Source organism: Halolamina sp. CBA1230, from assembly GCF_002025255.2.
Classification (GTDB): domain Archaea; phylum Halobacteriota; class Halobacteria; order Halobacteriales; family Haloferacaceae; genus Halolamina.
Genome location: NZ_CP054587.1, coordinates 26,381 through 44,264, shown reverse-complemented (window position 1 = coordinate 44,264; position 17,884 = coordinate 26,381). Strand labels below are relative to the sequence as shown.

18 protein-coding genes are annotated in these 17,884 nt (G+C 68.2%); 9 read left to right on the top strand and 9 right to left on the bottom strand.

The genetic code is table 11. From position 1 onward, the window contains the following. Positions 1 to 97 precede the first annotated feature (97 nt). Positions 98 to 961, bottom strand: a complete 864-nt coding sequence (locus tag B4589_RS00255; protein WP_079235117.1) for a 2-oxoacid:ferredoxin oxidoreductase subunit beta — start codon at positions 959 to 961, stop codon at positions 98 to 100. After that, the gene (locus B4589_RS00250; protein WP_079235116.1) at positions 958 to 2,709 is read right to left on the bottom strand and encodes a 2-oxoacid:acceptor oxidoreductase subunit alpha; all 1,752 of its coding nucleotides are present in this window, start codon (positions 2,707 to 2,709) and stop codon (positions 958 to 960) included. The genes B4589_RS00255 and B4589_RS00250 overlap by 4 nt, the downstream gene beginning before the upstream one ends. A gap of 161 nt (positions 2,710 to 2,870) precedes the next feature. On the opposite strand from B4589_RS00250, the gene B4589_RS00245 reads away from it, so the two are divergent. Next, entirely contained in the window at positions 2,871 to 3,518 is a 648-nt protein-coding gene (locus B4589_RS00245) for an FAD-dependent oxidoreductase (protein ID WP_079235115.1), read from the top strand. Positions 3,519 to 3,878: 360 nt separating this feature from the next. Further along, the gene (locus B4589_RS00240) at positions 3,879 to 4,592 is read left to right on the top strand and encodes a plastocyanin/azurin family copper-binding protein (RefSeq protein WP_079235114.1); all 714 of its coding nucleotides are present in this window, start codon (positions 3,879 to 3,881) and stop codon (positions 4,590 to 4,592) included. A gap of 1 nt (position 4,593) precedes the next feature. Here the strand turns inward: B4589_RS00240 and B4589_RS00235 are convergent, their stop codons facing one another. Continuing rightward, positions 4,594 to 5,649, bottom strand: coding sequence for a glycosyltransferase family 4 protein (locus B4589_RS00235; RefSeq protein WP_079235113.1), 1,056 nt, complete (start codon positions 5,647 to 5,649; stop codon positions 4,594 to 4,596). A gap of 108 nt (positions 5,650 to 5,757) precedes the next feature. Between B4589_RS00235 and B4589_RS00230 the strand changes: the two genes are divergently transcribed. Continuing rightward, positions 5,758 to 5,901: a hypothetical protein gene (locus tag B4589_RS00230; protein WP_158081194.1), complete on the top strand. Its 144-nt coding sequence runs from the start codon at positions 5,758 to 5,760 to the stop codon at positions 5,899 to 5,901. Between the two features lie 194 nt (positions 5,902 to 6,095). Here B4589_RS00230 and B4589_RS00225 read toward each other — a convergent pair whose 3' ends face one another. Continuing rightward, positions 6,096 to 6,359, bottom strand: a complete 264-nt coding sequence (locus B4589_RS00225; protein WP_079235112.1) for an MTH865 family protein — start codon at positions 6,357 to 6,359, stop codon at positions 6,096 to 6,098. Positions 6,360 to 6,498: 139 nt separating this feature from the next. On the opposite strand from B4589_RS00225, the gene B4589_RS00220 reads away from it, so the two are divergent. The 3 genes from B4589_RS00220 (at position 6,499) to B4589_RS00210 (ending at position 9,323) form a co-directional block, all read left to right on the top strand. Next, the gene (locus tag B4589_RS00220) at positions 6,499 to 7,545 is read left to right on the top strand and encodes a M42 family metallopeptidase (RefSeq protein WP_079235111.1); all 1,047 of its coding nucleotides are present in this window, start codon (positions 6,499 to 6,501) and stop codon (positions 7,543 to 7,545) included. Positions 7,546 to 7,626: 81 nt separating this feature from the next. Continuing rightward, entirely contained in the window at positions 7,627 to 8,478 is an 852-nt protein-coding gene (locus tag B4589_RS00215; protein WP_079235110.1) for an aldo/keto reductase, read from the top strand. Positions 8,479 to 8,555: 77 nt separating this feature from the next. Continuing rightward, positions 8,556 to 9,323, top strand: coding sequence for a hypothetical protein (locus B4589_RS00210; protein WP_079235109.1), 768 nt, complete (start codon positions 8,556 to 8,558; stop codon positions 9,321 to 9,323). Here B4589_RS00210 and B4589_RS00205 read toward each other — a convergent pair. The 3 genes from B4589_RS00205 to B4589_RS00195 form a co-directional block, all read right to left on the bottom strand. Continuing rightward, positions 9,320 to 10,462: a DUF373 family protein gene (locus B4589_RS00205; RefSeq protein WP_079235108.1), complete on the bottom strand. Its 1,143-nt coding sequence runs from the start codon at positions 10,460 to 10,462 to the stop codon at positions 9,320 to 9,322. The genes B4589_RS00210 and B4589_RS00205 overlap by 4 nt on opposite strands. 82 nt (positions 10,463 to 10,544) lie before the next feature. Further along, a complete protein-coding gene (gene sppA, locus B4589_RS00200; protein ID WP_079235107.1) occupies positions 10,545 to 11,555 on the bottom strand; it encodes a signal peptide peptidase SppA in 1,011 nt (336 codons plus the stop codon). Positions 11,556 to 11,668: 113 nt separating this feature from the next. After that, positions 11,669 to 12,592: a coiled-coil protein gene (locus B4589_RS00195; protein WP_079235106.1), complete on the bottom strand. Its 924-nt coding sequence runs from the start codon at positions 12,590 to 12,592 to the stop codon at positions 11,669 to 11,671. 281 nt (positions 12,593 to 12,873) lie between these two features. Here B4589_RS00195 and B4589_RS00190 point away from each other — a divergent pair, with 281 nt between their 5' ends. Further along, on the top strand, positions 12,874 to 13,350 hold the full coding sequence (locus tag B4589_RS00190; RefSeq protein WP_079235105.1) for a DUF371 domain-containing protein: 477 nt from the start codon (positions 12,874 to 12,876) through the stop codon (positions 13,348 to 13,350). Between the two features lie 50 nt (positions 13,351 to 13,400). Then, entirely contained in the window at positions 13,401 to 14,237 is an 837-nt protein-coding gene (nth, locus tag B4589_RS00185) for an endonuclease III (protein ID WP_079235104.1), read from the top strand. Here nth and B4589_RS00180 read toward each other — a convergent pair. Then, positions 14,234 to 15,157: a hypothetical protein gene (locus B4589_RS00180; protein ID WP_079235103.1), complete on the bottom strand. Its 924-nt coding sequence runs from the start codon at positions 15,155 to 15,157 to the stop codon at positions 14,234 to 14,236. The genes nth and B4589_RS00180 overlap by 4 nt on opposite strands. 69 nt (positions 15,158 to 15,226) lie before the next feature. Beyond that, positions 15,227 to 17,158, bottom strand: coding sequence for a beta-CASP ribonuclease aCPSF1 (locus B4589_RS00175; protein WP_079235102.1), 1,932 nt, complete (start codon positions 17,156 to 17,158; stop codon positions 15,227 to 15,229). A 186-nt stretch (positions 17,159 to 17,344) separates the two neighbouring features. Here B4589_RS00175 and B4589_RS00170 point away from each other — a divergent pair, with 186 nt between their 5' ends. Beyond that, positions 17,345 to 17,845: an 8-oxo-dGTP diphosphatase gene (locus tag B4589_RS00170; RefSeq protein ID WP_217920471.1), complete on the top strand. Its 501-nt coding sequence runs from the start codon at positions 17,345 to 17,347 to the stop codon at positions 17,843 to 17,845. Positions 17,846 to 17,884 lie beyond the last annotated feature (39 nt).

Sequence of the window (17,884 nt, the reverse complement as noted above, 5' to 3'; positions counted from 1 at the left end):
GCAGCGAATCCTGCGAGTACGTAGCGCAGTCCGTCGGATTCCGTCGTTCGAGCGGGGTCGGAACACTTAGTCCGCGAAAAACGAGGCGGCGCGGCGTTCAGTAGAACTCCCGGACGAGGTCGGTCGCGTTCTCGGGTGCGCCGTCGGGGATCTCGGTCATGTCCTCGGTGACGCCGTGGGCCTCGTGGTACGGCGTCGAGCTCTCGTCCTGATAGAGGATCCCCTGGTACTCGCCGTCGGGGTCCATGATCCGGTCTTTGGCCTCGTCGAAGTCGTTCGGGTCGTGGTCGGTCTCCGCGAGATCCGTGAGGTTGTCGCGGAAGTAGTCGTACGTGTCCGTGTCGTTGAACGTGACACACGGCGAGAACACGTTGACGAAGCCGAACCCGTCGTGCTCGATGGCCTCCTGGACCAGCTCCGTGTGGCGCTGGGAGTCGGAGGCGAACGACTGGGCGATGAACGTCCCGCCCGCCGACAGCGCGAGCGCGAGGGGGTTGACCGGCGGCTGCTTCGGCCCCTCGGGCGTCGTCGCCGTCTCGAAGTCCTCGCGGCTGGTCGGCGAGGCCTGGCCCTTGGTGAGGCCGTAGATGCGGTTGTCCATCACGATGTAGCTCATGTCCACGTTGCGCCGCACCGCGTGGACGAAGTGGCCGGCACCGATGGAGTAGCCGTCGCCGTCGCCGCCCGCGACCATCACTTCGAGGTCGGGGTTGGCCATCTTCACGCCCGTGCCCACGGGTAGCGCGCGGCCGTGGACGCCGTGGAGCGCGTAGCTGTGCATGTACGTGCCGATCTTGCCCGAACAGCCGATGCCGGCGACGACGAACGTGTTGTCGGGGTCGTTCCCCGTGTTCGCCAGCGCCTTCATCATGCCGTTCATCGTCCCGAAGTCGCCGCATCCGGGACACCAGGTGGGCTGCTTGTCGGATTTGAAGTCGATGAATTGAACGTCGCTGCTCATTGGAGCACCTCCGTGATCTCCGCGGCCAGTTCGTCGGCCTTGAAGCCGACGCCGTTGTACTTGTTCACTCGATCCACGCGCTCGAGCGTGTCGTGCTCGAGCACGTCCGCGAACTGCCCGGTCGCGTTACACTCGACGACGACCACCTGCTCGGCGTCCTCGACCGCCTCGGTCAGGTCCGGCCGCGGGAACAGGTACGGCACCGAGAGGAACTGGAAGTCCGGGTCGTCCTCGTCGAGGTGGTCCATCGCCTCGACGATGGTCCCCTCGTTCGACCCCCAGGAGACGACGAGGTTGTCGGAGTCGGCGTTGCCGAACTCGCGGGGGCTCCAGTCCTCCTCCGCCTCGGCGGTCTCGGCCTTTCGCTGGCGCTTCTGGACCTGCTCGACGCGGATATCCGTGTCCTCGGTCCGGCGGCCGAGCTCGTTGTGTTCCAGCCCCGTGGACATGTGGGCGCCGTCGGTCGTCCCCGGCAGCGCGCGCGGGCTGACGCCGTCCTCGGTGTCGGCGTGGGCCCGGAAGCGACCCTCGTCGTCGAGCCACTCCTCGACCTCGTCCTCGTCGACGATCTTCCCGCGGTCGATCTCGACGTCGTCCATGTCGAACGCCTCCGGCGGGAACGTCTGCTCGGTCACCGCCATCTCGAGGTCCGAAACCAGGTAGACGGGCGTCTGGTACTTCTCGGCGAGGTTGAACGCCTCGACAGTTTTCCAGAAACACTCCGAGATGGTCGTCGGCGCGACCACGAACCGCGGGATCTCGCCGTGGCCGCCGAACAGCGTCATGTTGAGGTCGCCCTGCTCCTGCTTGGTCGGCATCCCCGTCGAGGGGCCCGAACGCATCACGTCACAGATCACCAGCGGCGTCTCGCTCTGGGCGACGAGGCCGAACGTCTCGGCCATCAGGTCGATCCCGGGGCCGGAGGTGGCGGTCATCGACCGCGCGCCGGCCCGGGCGGCACCGAGTGCCATGTTGATCGCCGAGAGCTCGTCCTCGGCCTGCACGACGTGGCCGCCGTAGCGCTCCAGCCGGCCGGTGAGGTACTCCATCACGTCGGTCGCGGGCGTGATGGGGTAGCCCGAGTAGAACCGGCAGCCGGCGGCGATGGCGCCCATCCCGATCGCCTCGTCGCCGTTGATCAGGACGTAGTCCTCGTCGGTGGTCTCGAGCTCGTACTCGAACTCGGCGCTCTCGGTCTCGTAGTTGTCCTGGACGTACTCGGCGCCGAGGTCGGCGGCGGTCTTGTTGTTCTCGACGATCGACTGGCCCTTGTCGCTGAAGCGTTTCTCCAGCGAGGAGCCGAGATGTTCGATCGGGAACTCCGTCACCTCACACGCGGCGCCCAGCGCGACGATGTTGCGCATGATCGCGCCGCCGGCGTCCTCGGCCAGCGACTTGAGGGGGATGTCCATCCCGATCATCCCCTCCGGGATCTCGAGATCCTGCATCGACGTGCGCTCGCCGTCGTAGATGATCACCGACCCCTCGTGGAGCTCGTCGATGTTCTCGTCGACGGTGCGCTGGGTCAGCGCGATCAGCACGTCGAGACGGTCGACGGTGCTCTCTACTTGGTCGATGGCGGTCCGAACTTTGTACGCCGTGTACCCACCTCGGATACGGGAGGCGAAATCCTTCGAGGTGAACACGTGTCGACCGGCCCGGGAGAGCGCTCTCGCGAAGATCTTCCCGGTGGAGTCGATGCCATCGCCGGCTTCGCCACCGATGGCCCAGTTGAAGTCCGCAGGCATGCTGGCACGAACTACCAACGGCCCCTGCAAAAGCCTTCTGAACCGCCGGGTCGAACGGTCAGTTACGTCCGTGTAGAACCGGCGAAACTGACCGTTCGTTCCGCCGAGCCCCGGCGGCCGCGAAGGAAAGCGGCTTTAGCGCGGCGACGGAAGCCGGCAGTATGGATGCGACCGTCGTCGACCGCGAGTCGGTCGGCCCGAACACGTTCACGCTCACGTTCGACACCCCCGACGGGTTCGAGGGGGTCGCCGGCCAGTTCGTTCGACTCGCCGGCGAGATCGACGGCGAGGAGTACGCTCGCTTCTACACGCTCTCCTCGCCCGACACCGAGGGGACGTTCGAGATCACCGTCGAGGTCGCCGAGGAGAGCGGCCCGTTCAGCGACTACCTCGCCGATCTCGCCGCCGGCGACGAGGTCCCGGTCGCCGGCCCGTTCGGCGACGAGTACTACGACGGTGAGGCACGCGCGGTGGTGCTCGCGGGCGGTCCCGGAATCGGCGCCGCCGTCGCCATCGCCGAGGCCGCGGTCGCGAACGACGCCGAGGCGGCGGTCGTGTACCGCTACGAGGGCGAACCGGCCCACGAGGAGCGCCTCGACGCGCTGGTCGACGCCGGCGCCGACGTGACGCTGCTGGGTGGGGAGGCGGACGGGCAGGAGTTCGACGCGGCGGTCGACGCGGTCGTGACGGGCGCGGACGGCGAAGGCGTGTTCGTCTACGGCTTCGCCGAGTTCGTGGAGGCGGCGACCGACGCGATCGAGCGTGCGGGTGTCGATCCGGACGGGGCGAAAGTCGAGAGCTTCGGGTAGCACCAGCCGCGGCGCGTGACCTGTGCCGACCTCCGTGTCGGCACTTCGGAGCGGGATGCCGCGGCTGTGTAGACACCGGTCACGGCGCGTGACCTGTGCCGACCTCCGTGTCGGCACTTCGGAGCGGGATGCCGCGGCTGTGTAGGCACCGGTCACGGCGAGCGAACGTCGACTGCTGAAGCACACTCTCGACAGTATCAGCATCTCTCCTCGTCGGTGACCGCAACAGCGTCTCTGTCGTTGGCAACTGAGACAGCAACCGCACTAGGCCCACGGTGATGCCCGTCCGCCCTGCTCGACGCGCCGTCATATCCGGCCCGAACCAAAGTATTCACTATCGGGCGTCCACAAGCCCGGGGTATGGAGAACGACGACGCCCTTTCTCGCCGCTCGTTCATTCGCGCGGGCACCGCCGGCGCCGCCGCGACGATGGCGGTCGGGACCGCGGCGGCACAGGAGGGGACCGAGAACGGGACTGCGACGGCCACCGAAACCGGGAACGGGACGGCGACGGCCACGCCGTCGGGGAACGGCACCGCGACCGGCACACCCTCTGGGAACGGCACCGCGACCGGAACCGGCAATGGGACCGCCACGGGCACCGCGGGCGGCGGTGGCGGCGGGGGCGGCCCGACGGAGGAAGTGACGGTCGGTCCGGGTGGTAACCTCACGTTCGCCCCCGAAGAGCTGACGATCGAAACCGGGACGACCGTACGCTGGGTCTGGGACAGCGACAACCACAACGTCGTCCCCCAGAGTCAGCCCGACGGCGCGAACTGGGAGGGTGAGGGAGAACCCGGGACGACGTTCAACGCCGGCCACGAGTACTCCCACACGTTCAACACCACCGGGACCTACGACTACGTCTGTACGCCCCACGAGTCCGCCGGTATGGTCGGCGCGATCGAGGTCGTCGAGAACATCGAGACGCCCGCACCGACCGGCCCGGCGGTGCCCGACAGCGCCAAGACGCTCGGCGTCGGCGCGGCGTTCGCGATGGTCGCGACGCTGCTGATCGCGTACTTCTTCCTTCAGTTCGGCGGCGACAGCCCCGGACACGACTCCGAGGAGTAGGCTACAACAGCCCGCTTCCCCGGATCCCCTCGTAACAGTCGACGTACGTGTCGAGCACGGCGTCGTGGTCGAACCGCTCGAACGACTCGTTGTACTCGCGCCGTGGCACGTTCCCGGCCTCCGTGATCACGTCGGCCAACTCCTCCGGGCTGGTGACCCGCCGGCCGCGGTCGACGCCCTCAACCAGTTCGTGGGCGCTGGAGCCGGCCTGGTACTCGACCACGCCGAGACAGCCACACGCGAGCGCGCGGAGGAGTTCCGTCGCGAACGGCTCCGCGCTCGCGGTCTGGGCGAACACGTGGGCACCCTTGTAGATACTCACCCGCTCGCGCTCCGGAAGCGATCCGGTGAACGTGATTCGGTCGTCGATACGGAGGTCCCGTGCGGCGGTCTCGACGGCCTCGCGTTCCGGGCCGTCGCCGACGATCGCCGCCGACCAGTCCCGGCGGCGACGCTCCGCGAGTGCGAGCAGCAGCGTCCCGACGTTGGCGTGTTCGTCCAGCCGGCGGGCGTACACCACGTCGAAGCGGTCGTCGACGGGTGCCTCGCGGACCGGCTCGAGGTCGATGCTCTCCGGGACCACCCGCACTGAGCCGTCGTTCGCGCCGTGCTCCCTGACCCGCGTTCGGACCAGCTCCGAGGGCGTCGCGACGAGATCCCCCCCGTTCGCGGCGCGTTCCTGACTGCCCGGCTCGGCCGCGCCGTCGCCGAACCAGTCGACGAGGACGGGAGTCCGGAGCAGCGTGCCGACTTTCTCGGCGACGGCGACGTGGCGCGGCGGCCCGTGAACCGCGTGGACGACGTCGGCGCCGGTGCGCCACAGCGCGGCCGGGAGCTTCGCGGTGAACGCCCCCGTCGCGGGCTCGTGGGTCACGCGGCGGTACTCGACTCCCTCGTGATCGAACGTCGGGACGGCGTCGCCGCCCCACCACTGCGAACAGAGATACGTCACGTCGTGCCCGTGGTCGGCGAGCAGGCGGGCGGTTCGACGCGCTCGCTCCAGCCCCCGGCGGTCGCTGCTGTGGGCGGTCTCCATGGAGACGAACGCGACGTGCACGGCGTGGGGTAGCTTCCCGGGGGGTAAAAACAGCCCCGACTCGTTTTGGCGGTCGCACCGCCGTTCGCCACCGGTAGCTAAGTAAGGGACGAACGGGTATTACGGGTAATGGCAAACTCGACTCCGGAGGACGACCAGTCCAGCGGCACGACGGACGAGGAGCAGTACTACGCCAACCGCCTCCTGCTCATCACGTTCCTCTGGCTGGTGCTGGTGCTGGGCGGCGGCGTACTGATGATCTTCTTCATCTAGGAGCGTTCTTCGCCGGAGCACGGAGGCTCCAGCAGGGATTTCGCCGTTTTGGTTACGACACGACCACGGCGGAGTATCCGTCGCCGGAGCACGCAGGCTCCGGCAGGGATTTCGCCGTATCGGTTACAACACGACCACTGCGGAGTATCCGTCGCCGGAGCACGCAGGCTCCGGCAGTGATCTCGCCGTAGCGGTCAGAGCATCCCCTCGGCTTCCAGCCCCTCCATCACGTCGTCGACGAGCGACTCCACGTCACTGTAGGGGAACTCCTGCTGCCCGCCGAGCTTGGCGGCCAGCTCCATCGCGGTGAACGACACGTCGCCGGCCTCGAACCGCGTGCTCGGCCCCTCGGGGAGCGCGGGCACGAGATCCATCTGGCTGTCGACCGGGAAGTCGGCGCTCTCGAAGGCGTCGGTGAGCTGTGCACGGAGTTCGCGTTCGGTTTCCTCGTCGGCCATACACGCCAATGCCGCCGAACGCCGGATAAGCGTTTCCGAAACGCAGGAGAACGCACGGCGGGTTCTCACGGCGCCCGGGAACCCCCGACCGCTGGCCGGAACCGCCCCGTTTTAGACGGTTCGGCCGGAGCTACCGAGTATGGCGTTCGAGTTCGACTTCGACCTGCTGAAGCGGCTGACCGAGGAGCGGGGCGTCCCCGGCTACGAGGACCGCGTCCGCGACCTCGTGCGAGAGGAACTGGAAGCCAACACCGATCGCGTCCGGACCGACGCGATGGGCAACGTGGTCGGGACCGTTGAGGGCGACTCCGACTACTCCGTCGCCGTCGCAGCCCACATGGACGAGATCGGCTTCATGGTCAAACACGTCACCGACGACGGGTTCGTCAAGATCGACGCCCTCGGCGGCTGGGACGCCCGCGTGCTGCGCGCCCAGCGCGTGACCGTCCACGGCGAGGAGGACGTCACCGGCGTGATCGGCTCCGTCCCGCCCCACACGCTCGACGAGGAGCCCGACGGCGAGGAGGAGGTCGGCGACCGCGTCGTCGATCTCGGCCGGGACGCCGAGGAGGTCGAGGAGCTCGTGAGCGTCGGCGATCTGGTCACGATGGATCAGACGACGGTGCAGATGGGTGACTCGGTCACGGGCAAGGCGCTCGACGACCGCGTCTGCCTGTTCGCGATGCTCGAAGCCGCCCGCGCGATCGAGAACCCCGACGTGACGATTCACTTCTGTGCCACGGTGCAGGAGGAAGTCGGTCTGCGCGGCGCGACGGCGCTCGGCGTCGACGTCGATCCGGACCTCGCGATCGCACTCGACGTGACCATCGCGAGCGACATCCCGGGCGTCAGCGAGGACAAGCACGTCACGGAACTCGGCGACGGCGCCGCGATCAAGCTGAAGGACAGCTCTGTGATCACGACGCCGAAAGTCCACAAGCGCATCAAGGCGGTCGCCGAAGAGGAGGGGATCGACCACCAGATCGAGGTACTCCCCTCCGGCGGCACCGACACGGCCGGGTTCCAGAACACCAACGGCGCCAAGCCCGTCGGCGCCATCTCGATCCCGACGCGCTACCTCCACACGGTCACCGAGACCGCCAACGGCGACGACATCCGCGCGACGATCGACCTGCTGACCGCGTTCCTCGAGAGCGAGGACGGCGGGCACGACTACTCGCTGTAGCGCCCGACGGCGCTGGGGGGTCGATACCGCGACTGCCCCGGCCGCAATGACTTTTCCTCGCAAAACCCACCGTCCGAACGCATGAGCGAGAAGCCCGCTGCCGATCGGATCGCGACAGCCGAGGACTGTCCGCGCGCGAGCGGCATGCCGATGCTCGGGATGGGGACCTGGGAGCTGACCGACGAGGCGACCTGTCCCGAGGCGGTCGCGACCGCGCTGGAGATGGGGTACCGCCACGTCGACACGGCACAGGCGTACGGCAACGAACACTTGGTCGGCGACGGGATCGCCCGCAGCGACGTCGACCGGGAGGATATCTTCCTCGCGACGAAGATCTGGAACTCGGATCTGGGGTACGACGACGCGGTCGACGCCGCCTACGACGCCGTCGACAACCTCGGCGTCGACTCGGTCGACCTGCTGTACGTCCACTGGCCGGCCGGAGCGTACGACCCCTCGGAGACGTTCCGCGCGTTGGACGAACTGGTCGAGGAGGGCGTCACCGACCGCATCGGCATCTCCAACTTCGAGCCCGAGCAGATCGAGGAAGCACAGGCCGCCGCCGACCACGAGATCTTCGCCCACCAGTTCGAGTGTCACCCCCTGCTCCAGCAGGAGGCAGTGATCGAGGCGACCGAGGAACACGACATCGAGCCGGTCGCCTACTCCCCGCTGGCCCGCGGCGAGATGTTCGGCCACGAAGTCGTCAGCGACATCGCGGGCGTCCACAACGTCACCGAGGCGCAGGTGTGTCTGGCGTGGCTCCGCGAGCAGGGGATCACCGCGATCCCGAAAGCCTCGAGCGAGGAGCATCTCCACGACAACTGGGCGTCGCTCTCGCTCCAGCTCGACGACGGCGAGCTCGAACGGATCGACGCGCTCGAGGACGGCCGGCGGATGGTCGATCCGGATTTCGCCCCGTGGAACCGCTGAACCGGCTATCGAGCCGACTCTGACGCTTTCCGTTCGCACCGCAACTTTCACTTCGGCGGGACTGCTCTTCTCGCCCAATGCAAGGGCAGCGAACCGGACTGATCGACGCCATCCGCATCGACGTCGCCCGCCTCCACGCGACGTGGATGGAGCTGGTGTTCCCGCGACAGCTCGACCCCAGCAGCGTGCTCGGCCGCTGGGAGCCCGAAACCGGAGGCCAGAAGGCCGCCTACTACGCCTGGGCCGCGCTTGGGGTCCCGCTGGTGGTGATCGGCTACCCCCTCCTCCTGCTCGGCTTCGCGACGCGGTACTACGCGGGCAAGCTCGACTCCGCGACCACCCGGCTGGGGATCGTCGGCGTCGTCGGTCTCGCCGCGGTCGCGTGGGGGCTGCTGACCGTCGGCGCGTGGGTCCGGCAGTTCTCGACGAACGGGCTGATCGCCGTCGCCGCCGCTGGCGGGGTCGCCACCGTCTCCGCGGGGCTGTCGGTCGTGCTCTCCCGGCGCGGCGGCCGGCTGACGAGCGTGCTGTTCGCGTACCCGGCGGCGATGACCGCGCTGTTCCTCCCGCCGGTCGTGGCGGCGCTCTACTCCCCGGCGCTGGCGGGCGTGCTCACCGGGAGCACCAACCTCGCGATCTGGATCCTCGACAACGTGCTGACCGTGGGCGGGCTGAACGAGATCATCCGGCAGAACTTCGCGCTCGAAGGGCCCGCCTACGTGGCGATGTGGTTCGGGATCGCGGTCCCGCTGGGCTGGCTGCTCGGCGCCGTGGTCGCGCTGGCCGACGTGATCCGGCCGAAGCAGAAGAGCCGAAGCCGCTCGGGCAGCCCGGGACAGTTCTAGGACTGTTCGAGCTCGGACTCCTCGGTAGCGACGCTCTCCTCTTCGACCTCGTCGGTGACCCGGGAGGCGACCCGGACGCCGATCAGTGAGACGACGATGCCGGCGACGATGAAGCCCAGCAGCCGCTGGCCCGGCTGGAACGTGATCTCGACGGTCCACAACGAGAGCGTCAGGTGGGAGACGTCGGCCTGCTGTTCGAGGAAATAGCCCGCGAAGCCGCGGATCACCAGCCCGACAGCGACGACGCCGAACGGGAGGTTCAGCACGGGCGAGGAGAGCCCCTCGTCGCGGATTCGCTCGTCGATCAGCCGGCCCGCGGAGGCCGTCAGCGCCGCCAGCGCCAGCCACGGCACCGCGTCGTAGACGAACAACACGAACTGGATCAGCGGCGGCTCGGCGCCGGCCTCGGTCGCCGAGAGCCCGCCGAGGAACGCGCCCACCAGCGCCAGCCCGACGCCGACGGCGTACGTGACGACCGACACCTGCCCGGAGTACAGCGCCTCGCGCACCTGTTCGGGCGTGTTCTCGAGCCGGTCGTCGATCGCGAGCCCCTTGTACAGCAACACCGCGCCGAGCAGCGACGCGAGGCCGGCCATCGCGATCTCCGGCGAGAACCGGATCGCCAAGGCGGGCAGCACGAGGAGGGCGACGCCAAGCGGCACCAGGACGGTCTCGCGCATCTCCTCGTCGCCGAGGAACTGCTTGAGCAGGTAGTAGGTGGACTCGATATCCCGGGCCTGCCGGACGACCACGCGGTCGACGCCGTCGACGCCGACGCGTGACTCGACGATCGGCACCACGCGCTCGTCCTCGGCGCTGTCGACGACGACGATCGCGGATTCGGGGTCGTAGCGCTCGATCAGCTCGTCGATCTGGCGGGCGATCGCACGGTCGGCGTTCACCCGCGAGTCGGCGCCGCCGGAGACGACCGCGACGGTGGCGTCGTCGCCGTCGTCGGTCAGGTCCCGGCTAACGCGGAGGGCTTCGAGCAGGCAGTTGACGCTCGCGTCCTCGGGGTCGGCGAGCCCGACGTCGGTCACCAGCGAGCGCACCGCCTCCCAGCCGGCGACGGGCATCGCCGCACCCGTCTTGGCGCCGACGTCGTTCGAGCGGTCCACACAGAGGACCAGCGTGCTCACGGGCGGTGGGACGTGCCCCGGGACGTTAAGCTTCGGGTCGGGACCCCGTGGTCGGACACTTGTCCAGTCGCGTCAGGCGCCATCAGACGCGAAACCGGACGTCGGTCCCGCCGTCCTCGCCGGTCACGCGGCTGGCGAGGCCGGCGCCGAACGCGTAGGCGGCCGAACGAGCGCCCATGCCGACGCGGGCCAGCGGGCCGCGCTGGGGTTCGAACTCGCGGACCGACACGTCCTCACCGAGCTCGTCCTCCAGGCGGTCGGTGACGTCCTCGCGAGTGCCGATCTCGTCGACCAGCCCCATCTCCGCGGCCTCGGTGCCGAGGTAGATCCGTGCCTCCGTCTCCCGGATCTCCCCCTCGCTCAGCTCCCGCCCCTCGGCGACGCGGTCGACGAACCGGTCGTACAGCCCGTCGATCAGGCTCTGGAGGTACTCGCGTTCGTCCTCCTCGATCTCCTTCAGCGGCGTGCCGGCGTCCTTGTACTCGCCGGCGGTGAACTGCTCGTAGCTGACCCCCAGCCGATCCGCGAGGTCGGCGACGTTCGGGCGAGAGCCGATCACGCCGATCGAGCCGACGATCGAGGGCTCGCGCGCCCAGATCTCGTCACAGCCGGAGGCGATCCAGTAGCCGCCGCTTGCACACACGTCGGTCGCGTACGCGATCGTCGGCCCGTCGAAGCGCTCCGCGGCGTTGCGGATGTCCTCGCTCGGGACTACTTCGCCGCCCGGGGTGTTGAGTTTGACCAGCAGCGCGTCGACCGCGGGATCGTCGTCCGCGAGGTCGATCTGGTCGGCGATCTCGTCGGCAGTCGCCCCCACGGGACCGGTCGGGATCGGAGGGTTGCCGCCGCCGTCGCGGGTGATCGGCCCCTCGACGCCGACCTCCGCGACGTTGTACCCCGGGAACTGGCTCGCGGCGATGCTCGCCCCCGTCCGGACGGCGGCGGCTCCGAGCGCGAACACGAGCAGGATCCCCAGCAGGTCCGCGAGGTCGGCCGCGTACTCGACGAACAGCGCCCAGCCCGCGAGCAGCGAGAGGAGGGTCACGCCCGCGATCACCAGCAGGCGCCCCAGTCGGTCGGAACTGTCGGACATGCGGGGTACTGGGTCGCGATAGTACAAAAAGGGTGGCCGCGTCGACCCGTGTCGAGGGCGCCGTCGCTGGCGGACGCGGCGTCACGCAAAAACGGGAACGTTTCTCAGAAAGGTTACAGCAGGCCGGTCTTCTGCAGCTTCATCAGGTCCTCGGTGTCGAGGGTCTCGCCCTCCTTGAACTTCTGGTAGATCTCCTCGGCCTCCTCCTTCTCCTCTTCCATCTTCTGCTCGCGCTCGTCCTTGCGCTCCTCCTCTTCCTCCTTGTCGAGTTCGCGCAGGCGCTTCTGGACGCGCACGAAGTCCTCGTGGTGGCGGTCGGCCGCCTCCTGGGCCTCGACGAACAGCTCGTGCATCTCGTCGGCCTCGTCACGGATCTCGTCGGCCTCGCGGTAGGCCTCGATCATCTCGTTGTGGTGCTCCTGGGCCTTGTCCGCCAGCTCCGTCACCTTCTGGTGGTGCTGGCTGGCCTCCGAGCGAACCTCCTCGGCCTTCTCGATCTTCTCCTCGAGCTCGTCGCTCTGGTCGACCTTCTCCTCGCGCTCGGCGAGCTGCTCGCGCTTGTCCTCGATCTTCTCGATGAGTTCGCGCTCCTCCTCGGCGGAGAGCACCTCGGTCTGCTGTTTGAACTCGAGGTCCTCGATCTCCTCGCGGAGCTCCTCGGCGTCCTTGCCGTCGTCGAGCTCGAGGTCCTCCTTCATCTCCTCGACCTCGTCGAACAGCTCGTTCGCCTCGGCGTTGAGCTCGTTGCGCTTCTCCTTGTGCTCTTGGACCTGCTCGTTCAGGTCGTCACGCTTCTCGCGGTGCTCCTGTGCCTCGTCGACCTTCTCGCGGGTCTCCGCGTTCAGGTCGTCGCGCTTGGAGGCGCGCTCGGAAGCGATCTGGTTCAGGTCGTTCCGCCGATCGCGGAGCTGGCCGGCGAGCTTGATCAGCTCACCCTTGGAGCCGTCTTCCAGCTTCTCCTCGGGGAGATCGACGTTGTCCTCTTCGCTCAGTGCTTCGATGTCGTACTTCTCGAGTACGTCCTGTTTCGTTACCATGCTAATCGAACCTCTGTACCATCCGCCCTCCGGACACAGCGGACGCTCGCGGGACCGCAGTAAATCGTGGATAAGAGTTCCCGATCATTCTGCGTGCGGTGCCACCAGCGCCGGAGGCGTTCTGGTACCTGAGCGTATGGTACTCGAGTAGTTAAATTCTTCGGTGATTCACGGGTGTAATTGCGTCACACGGCCTCTACCGCCCGTCACGCTGTCTCACACCCCCTCGGAGGTCGACCCGGTCCGGCAACCACTTCCCGGGGCGTCGCCGACCACGAGACATGACCGACGCGGACGCGAGCGCCAGCGGAGGCGGGAACGGAACGACCCACGTCGAGCGGATCCACGCCCGGGGCCACGAGAACGTCACCGGCGAGCACGGGAGCACCGTCGAGGTGACCAGCGACGACTGGCTCACCCCCGCCGGCGACTGTATCGTCGGCGTCGAAGCCGACACGACCCCCGAGGCGTTCGACGACGCGTTCGTCGACGCCTGCCGGTCGGCCGACGCGACGATCAGCGCCGAGTTCGCCGTCGAGACGGCCGACGGAGCGCTGACGGACACGATCACCGGCCGCGGCGATCCGGAGCTCACGTTCGACGGCGATCGGAGCCTCGTGGGCAGAACGAGCGAGTACGTCGACGGCAGGACCGTGTTCGTCGGCGCCGACGGGGCTGCGGCGGATCTGGACCGCGAACTGATCGACGCGCTCGCGGCCGGCGCGGAGCTCACGCTGACGCTGACAGTCGAGGCGTAGCCCGCCACTGCTGCCGGGCGCTTTTTGCAGCAGCCGCGCCAAGGACGGGTATGAGCGACGACGCCGACGACCGGCCCGCGGAGCCAGCCGAGAACATCAGCGGCGGCCCCGACGGCGGCGGCGAGTCGGTGGTCCCCGGCGACGCCGAGAGCGCCGAGAGCCGCGCCGAAGCGGTCGTCGACGAACTCGGGGAGATGTACTGGCAGAAAGCCTACGGCGGGCAGGACGCCTTCGAGTGTCTGGTTCGGACGATCCTCAGCCAGAACACGAGCGACAAAGCCAGCCAGCCGGCCCACGACAGCCTGATGAGTCGGTATGGCGGTGACGAGACCGACCTCGCCGAATCGCTCGCCGACGCCGCTCAGGACGAACTCGCCGAGACAATCGCCTCGGCAGGGCTGTACAACCAGAAGTCGGAGACCATCGTCCGCCTCGCGAACCACATCGTCGACGAGTACGGCGGCGAGGACGGTTTCGACGAGTTCGTGAAGTCCGGCGATCCGGACGAGGTTCGGGACGCACTCCTCGAGATGAAGGGCGTCGGCCCGAAGACCGCCGACTGCGTACTGCTGTTCGCGGGCGGTCGCAACGGCGTCTTCCCAGTGGACACGCACGTCCACCGGATCGCCCGCCGGATGGGCCTCGCGCCCGCCGACGCCGACCACGAGCAGGTCCGACAGGCGATGGAGGCCGCCGTCCCCGGGGAGAAATGTGGGTTCGGTCACACCGCAATGATCCAGTTCGGGCGGGAGTACTGTACCGCCCGCGAGCCGGCGTGTCTCGATGGCCCGGAGGCGTGCCCGCTGGTGGAGTACTGCGACCAGGTGGGCGTCGACGAACTCTCCGGAGAGGTCGTTGATCCCTCTGAGGTCGTCGCGGACGACTAATCCTCGAACGCGGCCCGGTAGACCGCCTCGTGGGTCAGCAGCAGCGTTCCCCCCTCCGCGAACGCTGCCAGCACGGCGGCCGTCTCCCCCTCGACACGGCGTGCCATCGGTTCGATCGTCTCGTGTTCGCCGCGCAGTTCGTCGACGACCGCTCGAACCCGCGAATCCACCTCGTCGAGCGCGAGTGTCACCGACGCCTCGGCGTCCGTCTCTGACGCCGAGATCACGTACCAGATCCGCTTCGAGAAGAACGCCGCGTCGGTCTGCTGTACCTCGTTGCCGCGGTAGGTGGTTCCGTCGTATCGGTAGTAGCCGCCGAAAAACGCCGTTCTGGCCCACGAGCCGAGTTCCGTCTCGGGGTACACCCGTCGGTCCCGATCGCTCTCGGCACCGACGGCCGCGAGCGCGATCTCTCGGCGCTCCCCCGACAGCTCCGAGATCGGCGTCACCTCGGCGTCCTCCGGTGGTGACACCGCCTCCGCGCCGACGAGCAGGTCGTAGCGAACGCCGCCCTCGGCGTCGAAATCGTACCGCCCGCCCGCGTCGCCGCCCGGATCGTCGATCTCGACGCGGTCGAACACCGGCAGCGGCGGGATCGGTTCGTACGCCTGTACGGCCGGGGCGAAGTCGACCCCGGCGTGCTCACGGACCGTCGTGTCGGCGGTCGCCACGTCGCGGAGCCACGCCGGGAGGTCCGCGGGGAGCACCGTCACCGGCTCCTCTGCTGCTCTTGGGTCGGTTGGCGTGAGCGAGAACTGTCCCGACGGCGTGGGCGACTGCGTTGTCGTCGCCGTCTCGGAGCCGGTCGACGACGGCGAGTCGGTGTCGGACTGATCGTCGCCGGTCTGACAGCCGGCGAGAACGACGGCGCCGCCCAGGCCGATGAGCAGCGCTCGGCGGTCACGGTCGACGGAGGGCATCATCCCGAACTGGCGTCGGACGCGGTATATGCTTTCAGGCGCTCGGGAGAGAAGAGGGTAGCCCGTTCGCTATTTAAATCGGAACGTCTCGAGGTTCTTCGGCGCGAACGTGCGCATGTTGAACTCGTGGTACAGCGCCGAGGAGAAGTCCTGCACCGAGCTCTCGTCGCCGTGGACACAGAGCACCTTCTCCGGGCGCGGGCTCATGTTGCGCACGAAGTTCATCAGCCCCTCGCGGTCGGCGTGGCCGGAGAACCCGTCGACGGTCTCGACGTCCATCTCCAGCGTGAGCGTCGAGGTGCGGCCGTCGCGGTTCGAACCGAAGTCCGAGACCGGGATCTCGTCCCAGCCGTTCTGGATGCGTCGGCCGAGCGTCCCCTGGGCCTGGTAGCCGACGAAGGTGAGCGTGGAGTCCTCGTGGCTGCCGAGGTGGCGCAGCCAGGACATGATCGGGCCGCCGGTGACCATCCCGGAGGTCGAGAGGATGATCGCCGGCCCGCCGTCGACGACCTCCTGGCGCTCGTCCTCGCCGCCGTCGATGTGGTTGAACTGCTCGGCGAGGAACGGGTTCTCGTCCTCGTGGAAGATGCGGTCCTGCAGGTCGTCACGCAGGTACTCGGGGTAGGTGGTGTGGATCGCGGTCGCCTCCCAGATCATCCCGTCGAGGTGGACCGGCATCTCCGGGATCTTCCCGTTGCGCATCGCCTCCTCGATGACGAGCATCATCTCCTGGGAGCGCCCGACGGCGAACGCCGGGATGAGTACCTTCCCGCCCTCCTCGTGGGTTTCGTTGATCACCTCGATGAGTCTGCGCTCGGAGTCCTCCTGATCGGTCTGGTAGTCGTTCCGGCCGCCGTAAGTGGACTCCATCACCAGCGCCTCGACTCTGGGGAAGTCGTTGACGGCGCCGTTGAACAGCCGGGTGTCGTCGTAGTGGATGTCGCCCGAGAACGCCACGTTGTACAGCCCGTCGCCGACGTGGAAATGGGAGACTGCGGAGCCGAGGATGTGGCCCGCGTTGTGGAACGTGAGCTTGAGATCGGGCGCGATGTCGGTCACGTCGCCGTACTCGAGGGGGATGCAGTGCTTGATCGCCTCGCGGACCTGCGCGGACTCGTAGGGGGGCGTCCGCCCCTCCTTCGTGGCGACGTCGAGGTAGTCGAGCGTGAGCAGCCCCATCAGGTCCCGGGTCGGCTCCGTGCAGTAGATCGGGCCGTCGTACCCGTACTTGAACAGGAGCGGAATCAGCGCGGAGTGGTCGAGGTGGGCGTGGGTCAGCACGACCGCGTCGAGGTTCTGGGCGCCGGCGCCCAGCGCCTCCGGGATCTGAAGATAGGGAACCTCGCCCTCGGCGCCGGGCTTGTCGCCGCAGTCGACCAGCACGCGCGTCTCCGCGGTGTTGAGGATGAACGCGGCGCGACCGACCTCGCGACAGCAGCCGAGCGTGGTGATCCGGACCCACTGCTCGTCCTGCATCTCCTCGCGGTGGATCTGCCGCCCGACGCGTTCGAGGATCTCCCGACGCTCCTGCCGTTCCTGCTTCAGGAAGTTCCGGACGTTCGAGACGGTGGAGGACTCGATCGGCGGCGTGCGGACGACCTCGGGCGTCCAGCCCACCTCGCGGGTGATCTCCCGGAGCGTGGAGCCGTGGCGGCCGATCACCATGCCGGGCTTCTCGGCCTCGATGACGACCTCGCCGGTGTCCTCGTGGAAGTCCAGATCCTGGACGCCGGCTTCCTCCGGGATCACGTCCATCACCTTCTCCCGGGCCTCCGCGGGGCGGGAGAGCACGTCGGGATCGGGGCGGACCGTGATGCGCTTGCGAAGCTTGGAGGCGAGTTCGCGGACGAGGTTGCCGTCGCCCGCGAACTCCTTGGGGTCTCGGGTGTAGACGACCAGCTCCGGCCCCTCGTACTTCACGTCGGTGATGGAGATCGTGGACGGGATCTCTGCCTCGATCTCACTTTTCAACTCCTCGAGTTGCGTATCTACTTGACTCATGTGTCGAAGACGCTCGCGTCGACAGCGTGCCCGACGCGAGAGTGGCGGTAATTCTCTCCGGTGTAGCCGCGCGGGAAAGTACGGCGAGAACCCGCTTACCCGGAGGTATTTCCGCGCGGCAGTAAAAGCCTTCCCAAACCGATAGCGGGCCGACACGCTTTTTCCCGCGCCGGCGAACCGACGACCGTGTTCGAGGACGACCCCGTCGAGGAACTGCCGGCGGCGACGCTGTGTCACCTCGTGGACGGGGACGACGGTGAGGAGGAGACCCTACTCATCCACAAGAAACGCGGCGTCGGCAGCGGGCAGTGGGTCGGCCCCGGCGGCAAGGTCGAACCCGGCGAGACGCCCCGGGAGTGCGTGGTCCGCGAGGTGCGCGAGGAGGTCGGCATCGACGTGCTGGATCCCGAGAAGGCCGGCGTGTTCGTCTACCGCTCGGACGGCTGGGACGCCGTCGTCCACGTGTTCCGCGCGACCGAGTACGAGGGAACGCCGGAGGAGAGCGCGGAGGCCGACCCCGCGTGGTTCCCCGTCGACGATCTCCCCTTCTCCGAGATGTGGCAGACCGACCGCGAGTGGCTCCCCATCGTGCTCGACGGCGGGACGTTCCGCGGGCGGTTCGTCTACAGCGACGGCGAACCGGAGACGGTCCGGGTCGAACAGGGTGTGACGCTCGCGAGCGAGTGAGGAACACACCTTCGGACGTTTTAAGCCGCGACCACCACT